Genomic DNA, 11352 nt, shown 5'->3' on the forward strand with positions numbered 1-11352 from the left:
GTAATCATGGAAACCGATACCATTTGCTCCCAACAGGCTCTACGCACGAAATGAACCCAGGCAACCAGTAGCAGATAATCTCGGGCCTATATTTTGCAAAACAAATTTTACACCTTGACGCGTGAAAATCTTTCCGGTTATGGTTTCCTCTATATATGGTTTTTAGAATATTTCAGCAAGGAGATCTTTGATGAGAAGAATATTGCTCGTTCTCGCCCTGCTGCTCATCCCCGCAGGAGGATTTGCCGCCCCCAAGGTTCCGCAGGAGATCCTGAAGTTTCTCCACAGCAACCCGACAACCCATAAAATAAGTGCCGTAAGTTTCCTCAAACGTCTGGGATCGGAAGAGAAAATCACCCTGATTGATGTTCGTACACCGCAGGAGTTCGCCGTTATGCATATCAACGGCGCCATCAACATCCCCTACGACCAACTGGCCGAGCACCTTGACCAGATTCCCCATGACGGGCTTGTGGTCGCCTACTGCCACAGCGGTCGTCGCGCCGAAGGAGCGACGACGGTGCTGCATATCCTCGGCTACGACAATGTCGTCAACCTTGGCGGCGGCCTCAAGGCCCTGACCCCGGCCATCACCGCCAAATCGGCCCCGGCACTTGACTTCAAAAAAAACCAGACACCGGTCGACACCTCGCCCGCCGACGACACAGACGACGATGAAGAGGACATGGGCTGTTGACAGCCGCTCTCAGATTTCTTCTGCTGCAGAGTCCAGCGGACAACCGAAATACTTCTTCCGCAGCCGGAACGCCACGTTCACCAGCCCAATCAGCGCCGGCACCTCGACCAGCGGGCCGATGACCGCGGTGAAGGCGACCCCTGAATCGAGGCCGAAGACCGCCACCGCCACGGCGATCGCCAGTTCGAAGTTGTTGCCGGAGGCGGTGAAGGCCACCGTCGCCGTCCTGCTGTAGTCCGCCCCGCTTTTGATGCCCATCCAGAAACTGACCAGGAACATCACCACGAAGTAGATCAGCAGCGGGATGGCGATCCGCACCACATCGAGGGGGATGGAGACGATCAGTTCCCCTTTCAGGCTGAACATCACCAGGATGGTGAACAGCAGCGCCACCAGGGTGATGGGACTGATTTTCGGAATGAACGTCCGCTCGTACCAGTCACGCCCCTTCGACTTGACCAGCACCAGCCGGGTCAGCATCCCGGCAACGAAGGGGATGCCGAGATAGATGGCGACACTCTCGGCGATCTGGCCGATGGAAATTTCGACCACCGCGCCCTGCAGGCCGAACAACGGCGGCAGGACGGTCACGAAGAACCAGGCATAGACCGAGTAGAAGAGAACCTGAAAAACCGAGTTGAAGGCCACCAGGCCGGCACAGTACTCGGTGTTGCCCTTCGCCAGTTCGTTCCAGACGATGACCATGGCGATGCAGCGCGCCAGGCCGATCATGATCAACCCGACCATGTACTCCGGATAGTTGTGCAGGAAGACGATGGCGAGGATGAACATCAGGATCGGACCGATCACCCAGTTCTGGATCAGCGAGATGCCGAGAATCCGCTTGTTGGCGAACACCTCGCCCAGTTCCTCGTAGCGCACCTTGGCCAGCGGCGGGTACATCATCAGGATCAGACCGATGGCGATGGGGATGTTGGTGGTACCGACGCTGAAGGCGTTGACCAGGCCCTTGACACCGGGAAACAGCCAGCCGGTACCGACACCGACGAACATGGCGAGGAAAATCCACAGGGTCAGGTAGCGGTCGAGGAAACTGAGTTTTTTGGTGAGTCCGTGCTGCATGATAGAACCCCTTTCAAAGGCGGCTAAAGGCAAAGGGCTAAAGGCTAAGGGGAAAATTCCGTGGTCAAAACCTTTCGCCCTTAACCCTTGGCCTTTCGCCTTTCACCCTTAGCCGATTTTGCTTGTAAAAAATTCCCCCAGCCGCTGACGAATCTCGTCCCGCACCCGCCGGTAGACATTCAGTACCTCCTCCTCGCTGCCGGTCGCCTTCGGCGGATCGTCGAAGCCGATGTGGATCCGTTTGGTACTGCCGAAAAAGAGCGGACACTTCTCGTCGGCGTCGCCGCAGAGGGTAATGACGTAATCGAAAGGCTCACCCTGGAAGCGGCTGAGGTGATCGGAGCTGTTGCCGGAGATGTCGATGCCGACCTCGGCCATCACCCGTACCGCTTTCGGGTTGAGGCCGTGCGGCTCGGTGCCGGCGGAGAAGGCTTCGATCCGGCCGGCGAAGTCGTGGTTGATGAGGCCGTCGGCCATCTGGCTGCGGCAGGAATTGCCGGTGCAGAGAAAGAGGACGCGTGTTTTTGCCATCGGGGAAAACCTTTCAAAAATCTTGGGCCGCCAAGACGCCAAGAAAACCTTTTTTAACGGAGAGCCACAGAGAGGGAGAGGACGCAGAGAAAACCAAAAACAGTTTTTAGTTTTAAACCTAAAATGATTCTCTCTCTGGCTCTGCCCCTCCCCACCTCTCCGTTAAATGAGTTTTTGACCTTCTTGGCGCCCTTGGCGTCTTGAGTGAGCAACGCTAACGGGCGGCGTCATAAACATTCTGCTTCGCTTTTCTTTGCCAGGTAGGTTCGCAGCGCCCCCTGGTCGGCAACCGCTCGCTCACAACCGGTCATCCGTTCCAGCAGCGGGGTGAGGATCGCAGCCGCCGCCGCGTCATCGGCCAGCCGGTAGAACATCCAGCTGCCCCGCCGCTGGTCGATCACCCAACCGCCGCGGCGGAGGATGGCGAGATGCCGCGAGACAGTCGACTGCGGCAGGTTGAGGACGGCGAACAGGTCGCAGACACAGAGCTCGGCATCCCGCAGCAGGTTGAGAATCCGCAGCCGGGTTTCGTCGCCGAGAGCCTTGATTTCGTCAGTGAGTTTTTTCATAGGAACGATGATATCCGGATATCCGAATTTCTTGCAACAACTTTTCCTGCCCTGGAGTACTTTTCTCTTGCCGCACGATTAAATATCCCTTACACTTTTCCTCGTTATGCAGAATACGCACAACGAAAATATCGACTTTCCCGACCTCACCGGGGTCTTGCTGGCCGGCGGCAGAAGCCTGCGCATGGGGTGCGACAAGGCGCGGCTGCAAATCGACGGACAACCCCTCTACCGGCGCGCCCTCGACCTGCTGCGCCATTTCTGCGTCCGGGTGCTGATCGCCGGCGACCGACCCGACCTGGAAGCCCCCGACCTGCCCTCGGTCCCCGACCTCTACCCGGGCAGCGCCCTGGGCGGGCTGTATACCGGGCTGCGGGCGGCGGAAACTGACTGGATCCTGGTCGCGCCCTGCGACATGCCCCGCCCCGACCCGGCCATTGTCGAACGGATGCTGGCACTGCGGCAGGGGCGGGATGCCGTCGTCCCGCGCACTCCCGAAGGCTACGAACCGGTGTTCGCCCTCTATCACCGAAACTGCCTCGGGCAGATGGAAGAGATGCTGCGCCGGGACCAGTACCGCATCTACGATTTCTACCAGCGGATCAACATCCGCTATCTCGATCCGCCGGAGCTGCCGGCGGGCTGGCAACGTTCGCTGGTCAATCTCAACACTCCCGAACAACTGGCCCGGTTCAAGGACCTTCAGGAAGGAGAAACAGCCATGACCCCACCGGTCGTCTCCGTGGTCGCCAAAAGCGGTACCGGCAAGACCACCCTGCTGGAGAAACTGATTGCCGAACTGAAACAACGCGGACATCGGGTGGCCGCCATCAAGCACGACGCCCACAGCTTCAGTATCGATCACGAGGGCAAGGACTCCTGGCGCCTGACCCGGGCCGGAGCTGACACCATGCTGATCACCTCGCCACAGCAGGTCGCCATGGTGAAACAGAATCCCGCCGGAGAGGAACCTTCCCTCGACGAGACCATCGCCGACTACTGCGACGATGTCGACATCATCCTCACCGAAGGATTCAAACGCAGCAGCATGCCGAAGATCGAAGTCCACCGCCGGGAGCGCAGCGAACAGTTGCTGTGCCGGGGTGAGGAACACGATCCGACCCTGATCGCGGTCGCCAGCGATGTCCGGCTTGAGCTGGATGTGCCTTGTTTCGACCTCAATGACGTGCCGGCAATCGCCGATTTCATCGAGGAGCGGTATTTGCGATAAATCCCGGTTCTGGGCCGCCAAGACACCAGGGACACCAAGAAAACCTTTTTTAACGGAGAGTCGCAGAGAAGGAGAGGACGCAGGGAAAATCAAAAACAGTGATTGGTTTTAAACCCAAAAGATTTCTCTCCGTCTCTGCTCCTCCCCGCCTCTCCGTTAAATGTGATCTTGGCCTTCCTGGTGCTCCTGGCGTCTTGGTGGCGAAAGGCTTGATTTCAATGAAAACCATCCGCGTGCGCAGCAAAGTCTGGCTGGAAGTCGACGGTGAACCCCTGCTGGGCGACGGCCGGGAGCGGCTGCTGCTGGCCATCCAGCGAACCGGGTCGCTCAACGCGGCCGCCGCCGAACTCGGCATTCCCTATCGCAAGGTCTGGTCACAGTTGCGACAGATGGAGGAGCATGCCCCCTTTCCCCTGGTGAGACGGGTCAAGGGCGGCAAAGGTGGAGGATCAACGTCCCTCACCGAGCAGACGGTTGCCCTGCTGGCGCGCTATGCCCGGCTCAAACAGGGGCTGGAGGCGATGGTCGACGAGAAATTCCGCGAGGGGGCACAGGATGATCTTTAGCCGCTTCCGGACCCTCGGGATCCTGGGGTGCCTTGCCCTGCTGCTGATCCCGGTGATCGCTCCGGCAGACGAAATCACCGTGTTTGCCGGCTCCGCCTCCCAACCCCCGCTGGAAGAACTGGCCGCGGCCTGGCGGCAGCAGACCGGCAACCGGGTCATTCTCCATTTCGGCGGTTCGGGAACCATGCTCAACCAGATCCGCCTGACCGGGGCGGGTGACCTCTACATCCCCGGTTCACCCGATTTCCTCAGCAAGGCACAGCGCTTTCGGCTGCTCGACCCCGGTGCGAAAATTCTCGCCTACCTGCTGCCGGCGATCATCGTCCCCAAGGGAAACCCGGCGAAGATCAGCGGCCTGAACGACCTGGCGCGGCCCGGCCTGCGGGTCGGCATGGCCGACCCGGAAGGGGTCTGCGTCGGGCTCTACGGGGTTGAACTGCTGGCCTTCAATCACCTGCTGGAAAAAGTCCGCCCCAACCTGGTCGGCATGGTGGAGAGCTGCGCCAAGGCCGCCGCCATGATTCCGCTGGGACAGGTCGATGCCGTCCTCGGCTGGCGGGAATTCGGCAGCTGGAACCCGGCAGCAAGCGAGGTCATCCTGCTGCAACCGGAGCAGATCCCGCGCATCGCCTACATCCCGGCGGCGGTGATCCGCACCAGCACCCGCAAACAGGCCGCCGGAGATTTCCTGCAGTTCCTGACCGGCCCTGAAGGCGCCGCGGTCTTTGCGCGTTGGGGATACATCACCGCTGAAGCCGACATCCGCCTCCTGGCACCGCGGGCAAAACTGGGCGGCGAGTACCTGCTGCCCGGAGACTGGCAGTGACCCCCCATCACAACAGAATCTTCCTGGCGGCCCTGATCCTGCCGATGGGCCTGCTGGCCGGTTATTTCCTGCTGCTGCTGGGAGGACAGGCGCCCTACCTGAGCTGGGCGGCGCTGCGCGCGGAATTGAGTTCGCCGTCCCTGCTGGATGCCATCCGCCTCAGCCTGGTCAGCGCCACCATCGCCACCCTGGCGGCCCTGGCGTTTGCCGTACCGGTCGGCTACGCCCTGGCCCGGCTGAGCTTTCCCGGCAAGCGCCTGCTCGACACCCTGCTCGACCTGCCGGTGGTACTGACCCCGGTCGCTCTCGGCACCCTGATCCTGATGGCGCTGAACACCCCGCCCGGTCGTTTCCTGCACAGCCTGGGGCTGACCCTGCCGTTCACCGTCGCCGGGGTGATCGCCGCCCAGTTCACCGTCGTGGTGGCGATGGCGGTGCGCATGCTCAAGGCAAGCTTTGAGGAGATTTCACCCCGTTATGAACAGGTCGCGCGACTGCTCGGCTGCAGTGCCGGCGGCAGCTTCCTGCGCGTCACCCTGCCGCTGGCGCGACGCGGCATCCTCGCCGCTTTCATCCTCTGCTGGGCCCGGGCGATCGGCGAATTCGGCGCCACGGTGATGGTCGCCGGCACCGCCAGGGGGCAGACCGCCACCCTGCCGAGCAGCATCTACCTGGCCATGTCGGCAGCCGACCTGTCGCGCGCGGTGGTGCTGATCCTGATCCTGATCCTGATCAGCTTCGCCGTGCTCTTCCTGGTTCGGCTGGTCGGAGGGCGACGGCCATGATCCGCGCCGAACAACTGCAAATCGCGTGCGGTGATTTCCGCCTGGGACCGGTTGATCTCAGCATCCCGGCCGGCAGTTACCTGACCCTGCTGGGCCCATCCGGCGCCGGCAAGACCATCCTCCTTGAAGCCCTGATGGGATTGTTGAAACCTGTTGCCGGCAGGGTACTGCTCAATGGCAGGGAAATGGCGGCGCAACCGCCGGAGCGGCGCAATATCGCCTACCTGCCGCAGGACCTGGCCCTCTTTCCCCACCTTTCGGTGCAGGACAACATCCTCTTCGGCAGCCGGGTGCGCCGTCTCGATCCGGCCGCCAGCCGGGACCGGCTGGCGGAACTGGTCGCCATGCTCGACCTGGAAGGCCCCCTCACGCGCCGGGACATCTCCACCCTGTCCGGCGGCGAAAAACAGCGCGTGGCCCTGGCGCGGGCCCTGCTGCCGAATCCGCAGCTGCTGTTTCTCGACGAACCCCATTCGGCCCTCGACGCCAGCATCACCCGCCAGCTGCAGATCAAGCTGCGACAGATCAATCGTGAACTCGGGGTCACCATCCTGCATGTCACCCACGACCAGGAGGAAGCCTTCATGCTCGGGGGACAGATCGCCGTGCTGATCGACGGCAGACTGCAGCAGCTCGGTAGCAGCGACGACATCTACTACGGACCCGCCAACCTGAGTGTCGCCCGCTTCCTGCGCCATCAGAATATCTTTTCCCTGACCGTCGCCGAACGACTCCCGGACGGCCGGATGCGATTGCGCGGAGAACTGGATCTGGTCTGCGCATCGGAACGGGAGCTGCCGGTCGGCACCCGGGTGGCGGTCGGCATCCGCAACGAAGAGGTCACCCTGATCCGTCCCGACCGCCCGGTCGGGGATGATCTGCGGGACAACCTGTTCGCGGCGGAGATTGTCGACATCTTCGGCTTCGGCGGCTATCATACCCTGGTTGTCAAACTCAGAGAGTCCCCGGCAACCATCGAGCTCAACCTCCCCAACTGTGCTTTTCGCGACCTGGGACTGGATACCGGCGACAACGTCAGAATCAGTCTCAGGGCGCGCAGCCTCTGGGTTCTGCCGCCCGACGACGAACCACGGGGACAACACTCATACATGGAAGGATGAAAGACAATGGCCACACTGGTTGCAACCTGCATCAGCAGCAACAAGGGAGAACGCAAGACCCCGGTCGACCAGGTCGAGCTGCGCCCCGAGCACGGCATTGTCGGTGACGCCCATGCCGGGGACTGGCACCGCCAGGTCAGCCTGCTGGCCCGGGAGAGCATCGCCAAGATGCAGGCCCTGGGGCTCGATGTCGACAAGGGGGATTTCGCCGAGAACCTCACCACCGAAGGCATCGACCTGGTCAACCTGCCGGTCGGCACCCGCCTGCAGATCGGCGAGACCCTGCTCGAGGTGACCCAGATCGGCAAGGAGTGCCACAACCGCTGCGCCATCTACTACCAGGCCGGTGACTGCGTGATGCCGAAGGAAGGCATCTTCGCCAGGGTGATCGAAGGCGGGGTGGTGAAGCCGGGGGATGAAATTATCCGGATCGAACATTAAAATCTGCCGTCAAGACGCCAGGGCGCCAAGAAAACCTTTTTTAACGGAGAGTCGCAGAGAGGGAGAGGACGCAGAGAAAACCAAAAGCAGTTTTTGGTTTTAAACCCAAAAGATTTTTTCTCCGTCTCTGCTCCTCTCCGCCTCTCCGTTAAATGAGTTTTTGACCTTCTTGGCGCCCCTGGCGACTTGGCGGCCCAATTTGATTTCAGGACTTTCACATGATCAGCTACGATGAAGCCATCAAAATTGTTCTCGACACCATCACGCCCCTGCCGCCGGTTGACATCCCTCTGGAAGAGGCGGTCGGTCATGTCCTGGCTGAACCGGTCAAGGCCTGCTGGGACCTGCCGGCGGCAGACAACTCGGCGATGGACGGTTTTGCCTTCGCCTACACCGGACAGGACGAAGGCGGCACGCTGACCCTGATCGGCAGCGCCTTCGCCGGGCACCCCCTCGACCAGCCGGTCGCCGCCGGGGAGGCGGCGCAGATCACCACCGGCGCACCGCTGCCGCCGGGAACCGATACGGTGATACCCCTGGAAGAGGTGGAGGAACGGCAGGGATCCATCACTCTGCTGAAAGCACCGATCCAGGGCCAGCACGTCCGCTACCGGGGAGAGGAATTCCGCAACGGGGAAGAACTGCTGTCACCGGGCACCGAACTGCGTCCCGGTGAGATCGCCCTGCTCGCCTCAGCCGGCATCACCCGGGTCAATGTTCATCCCCGGGCACGGGTGGCGATCCTCTCCACCGGCGACGAACTGGTGGCGTTGGGTGAGACACCGGGCCCGGGCCAGATCGTCAACTCGAATCTGCCCATGCTCTGCGCCCTGCTGCGGGAGATCGGCTGCGAACCGCTGCCGCTCGGCATCGGCCGGGACACCCCCGACGCCCTGGCAGAGGTGATCCGTGCCGGGCTGCAGGCCGACCTGCTGCTCTCGACAGGCGGAGTCTCGGTCGGAGAGAAAGATCACATGCAGGAAACCCTCAACCGACTCGGCTTCGAGCGCCGCTTCTGGCGGGCCCGCATCAAGCCGGGCAAACCGATCCTGTTCGGCACCCTGCAGGGCAAACCGGTTTTCGGTCTGCCGGGCAACCCGGCGGCCACCGGCGCCACCTTCGAGATCTTCGTCCGCCCCGCCCTGCGGCGTCTGGCCGGGCAAGGCGACCCGCTGCCGCCGAAACTGCGCTGCACCCTGGCGGAAAAGGTCAAAGGCGGCCACAAGCGACAGAACTTCCTCTGGTGCCGGCTCGAAGAAGAGAACGGCCGCTACCGCGCCATTCCCTCCCAGCGCCAGGGTTCGGGCCAGAACCGCTCCCTGCAGGAGGCCTGCGCCCTGCTGCCGGTGCCGGTCGAAAGCCCCGATCTGGAAGCCGGCAGCGAGGTGGAGGTGCTGCTGCTGAGGCTGCCGCCGGGACGAACCTGCTGAGAAGCGGCCTCGCGCAGAGGCGCTGAGACGCGGGAGTGAGGTTTCGGGGTCAGGACAAAAACTCGGCTGCGCCTCAAACATTCGTCCGGCTCTTTCCCGAAACGCCCACCTCTCTCCGGCGGCGACAACACGGGGAGGACAAGTCAAAAAAAACAGAAAAAAGAACCGCCTCGATCCAGAAACCGGTCCGAGGCGGTCGAGATGTGTGCGGATGTCGGCCGCCCCCAACACTGCAGCCGAAGGCGGTCGAGACGTACGTGCTGCAAGGCGCCTCACGCGCCGAGGAATGAGGCGTAGCGACAGCTACGTCGGAATGACGAGGTGCGGGAGCAACGCAGCAGATGCGTGCGTATCGGCCGCCCTAGAACCTGACGAAGAGTCCTCCGTAGGGTCCGTCCAACGTCGCATCAATAAACACTCCCGATTCATCCACCTCCATGTCGATGTAGCGGTAACCGGCATAGACCCCGACCAGCGGCAGCGGCGAAAACTCGATCTGGCCATCGGCGTCAAGCAGGGTGTTGCCGTCGTATTCAAGGTAACCGACCCGTCCGACCAGGGCCAGCCAGTCGGCCAGACCGACGCGGGCACGGGCGCCGATGGTCGGCACCGGCGCCGAGATCGAATCCTTCTCGTTGAGAGCACCGCTGCTGTCCCGCATCGAAACCTCGCCATCGATATACTTGACCGACAGTTCAGGTCCGAACTGCAGCCGCACCGGCAGGTCATCAATGTTGATGATGTGCCAGACGAGACCGAAATCATACATGTCGATATTGACATCGCTCGACACATTGGTGTTCACATTGAAGGTCTGGCCGTTGAAAATGATCTGCCGCTTGAGATTGCCGTTACCGGAAAACTCGATCGGCAGATACCCCGCCGACAGCCGGAAGGGACCGAGATTCAGCGCCGCCTCACCGATGAAATCCTCACTGTCGTCATAGTTGAGGTCGTCCTTCAGATTGATGCGGGTTCCGGCCAGACCACCGCCGTCGACGGCAAAATCTCCATCCGGAGAAAGGGAGATATAACCGGCCTTGACCGAAAGAATTTCATCGGCCGAAGCGGTTCCGACCGCCAGCAGCAGTCCACAGAGCAGCAGTAGAATCGAACGCAGTTGCATGAGAAACCTCCTGAATGGGAATATTGGCTTCGAGTATAATGCAAAGGTCGAACCAAACACTTAACCCATTGATATTACAGAGAGCGACAATCCACGGGTCAATTGTTCGACATCCCGCCCGACACTTTACGGCAGCGACAAAGGGCATCTGCCGCATCAAGGAGCTGAAACCATGAACCATGAATTCTGGCACCAGAGCTGGCAACGGGGAGAGATCGGCTTTCATCTCGACTGCGATCATCCGCAGCTGCTGGCCAACTTCGACCGGTTGCAGGCGAAACCCGACGAGGTAATTTTCGTCCCGCTGTGCGGCAAGAGCCGCGACCTGGCATGGCTGGCGGAGCAAAAACTGCAGGTGGTCGGGATTGAGCTGAGCCCACTAGCGATCCAGGCCTTTTTCGACGAGCACGGGCTGCAGCCGGAAAGGGAAGATCTCGGAGATCTGCAACTCTGGCGGGCCGGCGCCATCCGCATCTATTGCGGGGACTTTTTCGCCCTGCGACAGCAGCATCTGCAAGGTTCCCGGCTGGTCTACGACCGCGCCGCGCTGATGGCCCTGCCGCCACAGGTGCGCCGCGACTATGCCGCCCGGCTGACAGAATGGATGCCGAGCGGCGGACGGATGCTGCTGATCAGCAACAGCTATGACCAGCAGCTGATAGACGGCCCGCCCTTCTCGGTGCCCGCCGGGGAGATCGAACAACTCTACGGCACGGCCTTCGATATCGAGATGCTGAGCAGTAAGGAAATGATCGACGCGCATCCCGGGTTGCGTCAACGGGGGCTGGATTCGTTCGTGGCGGAGACGTTTCTGCTGGAGAAGAGATAAGGCGGTCGGGCAGAGCAGCTGCGACAAGTATACCGTTGAAGGGCGGTCGAGACGTGCGTAGCTGCAAGGCGCACGAAGACTGAAACCACAGGTGTAGCGGCAGCTACATCGAGGATC

At 61.5% G+C, this 11352-nt stretch carries 13 protein-coding genes; 9 read left to right on the forward strand and 4 right to left on the reverse strand.

Annotation, left to right across the window (positions count from 1 at the left end):
• Positions 1-190: 190 nt before the first annotated feature.
• Positions 191-697 carry a rhodanese-like domain-containing protein gene (locus B5V00_RS10600; RefSeq protein ID WP_085010763.1) on the forward strand — a complete coding sequence of 169 codons (507 nt, stop codon included), beginning with the start codon at positions 191-193 and terminating at the stop codon, positions 695-697.
• 9 nt (positions 698-706) lie between these two features.
• On the opposite strand, the gene arsB is transcribed toward B5V00_RS10600, so the two are convergent.
• The 3 genes from arsB to B5V00_RS10615 all read right to left on the reverse strand — a co-directional run bounded on the left by arsB (position 707) and on the right by B5V00_RS10615 (position 2880).
• Positions 707-1780, reverse strand: a complete 1074-nt coding sequence (arsB, locus tag B5V00_RS10605; protein WP_085010764.1) for an ACR3 family arsenite efflux transporter — start codon at positions 1778-1780, stop codon at positions 707-709.
• Positions 1781-1888: 108 nt separating this feature from the next.
• Positions 1889-2311, reverse strand: coding sequence for an arsenate reductase ArsC (locus B5V00_RS10610; protein WP_085010765.1), 423 nt, complete (start codon positions 2309-2311; stop codon positions 1889-1891).
• A gap of 227 nt (positions 2312-2538) precedes the next feature.
• Complete coding sequence (locus B5V00_RS10615) at positions 2539-2880, reverse strand: ArsR/SmtB family transcription factor (protein ID WP_085010766.1); 342 nt, start codon at positions 2878-2880, stop codon at positions 2539-2541.
• 106 nt (positions 2881-2986) lie between these two features.
• Here B5V00_RS10615 and mobAB point away from each other — a divergent pair, with 106 nt between their 5' ends.
• The 7 genes from mobAB (at position 2987) to B5V00_RS10650 (ending at position 9280) form a co-directional block, all read left to right on the forward strand.
• Positions 2987-4111, forward strand: a complete 1125-nt coding sequence (mobAB, locus tag B5V00_RS10620; protein WP_085010767.1) for a bifunctional molybdenum cofactor guanylyltransferase MobA/molybdopterin-guanine dinucleotide biosynthesis adaptor protein MobB — start codon at positions 2987-2989, stop codon at positions 4109-4111.
• A 218-nt stretch (positions 4112-4329) separates the two neighbouring features.
• Positions 4330-4677, forward strand: a complete 348-nt coding sequence (locus tag B5V00_RS10625; RefSeq protein ID WP_085010768.1) for a winged helix-turn-helix domain-containing protein — start codon at positions 4330-4332, stop codon at positions 4675-4677.
• Positions 4667-5503, forward strand: a complete 837-nt coding sequence (gene modA, locus B5V00_RS10630) for a molybdate ABC transporter substrate-binding protein (RefSeq protein WP_139800741.1) — start codon at positions 4667-4669, stop codon at positions 5501-5503. Before B5V00_RS10625 ends, modA begins: the two co-directional genes overlap by 11 nt.
• Positions 5500-6288, forward strand: a complete 789-nt coding sequence (locus B5V00_RS10635) for an ABC transporter permease (RefSeq protein WP_085010770.1) — start codon at positions 5500-5502, stop codon at positions 6286-6288. The genes modA and B5V00_RS10635 overlap by 4 nt, the downstream gene beginning before the upstream one ends.
• Positions 6285-7409: an ABC transporter ATP-binding protein gene (locus B5V00_RS10640; RefSeq protein ID WP_085010771.1), complete on the forward strand. Its 1125-nt coding sequence runs from the start codon at positions 6285-6287 to the stop codon at positions 7407-7409. The genes B5V00_RS10635 and B5V00_RS10640 overlap by 4 nt, the downstream gene beginning before the upstream one ends.
• Before the next feature lie 6 nt (positions 7410-7415).
• Entirely contained in the window at positions 7416-7850 is a 435-nt protein-coding gene (locus B5V00_RS10645) for an MOSC domain-containing protein (RefSeq protein WP_085010772.1), read from the forward strand.
• A 218-nt stretch (positions 7851-8068) separates the two neighbouring features.
• Positions 8069-9280: a molybdopterin molybdotransferase MoeA gene (locus tag B5V00_RS10650; RefSeq protein WP_085010773.1), complete on the forward strand. Its 1212-nt coding sequence runs from the start codon at positions 8069-8071 to the stop codon at positions 9278-9280.
• A 361-nt stretch (positions 9281-9641) separates the two neighbouring features.
• Here the strand turns inward: B5V00_RS10650 and B5V00_RS10655 are convergent, their stop codons facing one another.
• The gene (locus tag B5V00_RS10655) at positions 9642-10406 is read right to left on the reverse strand and encodes a porin family protein (protein ID WP_085010774.1); all 765 of its coding nucleotides are present in this window, start codon (positions 10404-10406) and stop codon (positions 9642-9644) included.
• Between the two features lie 172 nt (positions 10407-10578).
• On the opposite strand from B5V00_RS10655, the gene B5V00_RS10660 reads away from it, so the two are divergent.
• Positions 10579-11235 (forward strand): thiopurine S-methyltransferase, encoded by a 657-nt coding sequence (locus B5V00_RS10660; RefSeq protein WP_085010775.1) that lies wholly within the window; start codon positions 10579-10581, stop codon positions 11233-11235.
• The last annotated feature ends 117 nt before the right edge of the window (positions 11236-11352 follow it).

Source organism: Geothermobacter hydrogeniphilus, from assembly GCF_002093115.1.
GTDB classification, from domain to species: domain Bacteria; phylum Desulfobacterota; class Desulfuromonadia; order Desulfuromonadales; family Geothermobacteraceae; genus Geothermobacter_A; species Geothermobacter_A hydrogeniphilus.

Coding starts and splice junctions, on each gene's coding strand:
- B5V00_RS10600 (WP_085010763.1), top strand. CDS start 191: ATGAGAAGAATATTGCTCGTTCTCGCCCTGCTGCTCATCCCCGCAGGA.
- arsB (WP_085010764.1), bottom strand. CDS start 1,780: ATGCAGCACGGACTCACCAAAAAACTCAGTTTCCTCGACCGCTACCTG.
- B5V00_RS10610 (WP_085010765.1), bottom strand. CDS start 2,311: ATGGCAAAAACACGCGTCCTCTTTCTCTGCACCGGCAATTCCTGCCGC.
- B5V00_RS10615 (WP_085010766.1), bottom strand. CDS start 2,880: ATGAAAAAACTCACTGACGAAATCAAGGCTCTCGGCGACGAAACCCGG.
- mobAB (WP_085010767.1), top strand. CDS start 2,987: ATGCAGAATACGCACAACGAAAATATCGACTTTCCCGACCTCACCGGG.
- B5V00_RS10625 (WP_085010768.1), top strand. CDS start 4,330: ATGAAAACCATCCGCGTGCGCAGCAAAGTCTGGCTGGAAGTCGACGGT.
- modA (WP_139800741.1), top strand. CDS start 4,667: ATGATCTTTAGCCGCTTCCGGACCCTCGGGATCCTGGGGTGCCTTGCC.
- B5V00_RS10640 (WP_085010771.1), top strand. CDS start 6,285: ATGATCCGCGCCGAACAACTGCAAATCGCGTGCGGTGATTTCCGCCTG.
- B5V00_RS10645 (WP_085010772.1), top strand. CDS start 7,416: ATGGCCACACTGGTTGCAACCTGCATCAGCAGCAACAAGGGAGAACGC.
- B5V00_RS10650 (WP_085010773.1), top strand. CDS start 8,069: ATGATCAGCTACGATGAAGCCATCAAAATTGTTCTCGACACCATCACG.
- B5V00_RS10655 (WP_085010774.1), bottom strand. CDS start 10,406: ATGCAACTGCGTTCGATTCTACTGCTGCTCTGTGGACTGCTGCTGGCG.
- B5V00_RS10660 (WP_085010775.1), top strand. CDS start 10,579: ATGAACCATGAATTCTGGCACCAGAGCTGGCAACGGGGAGAGATCGGC.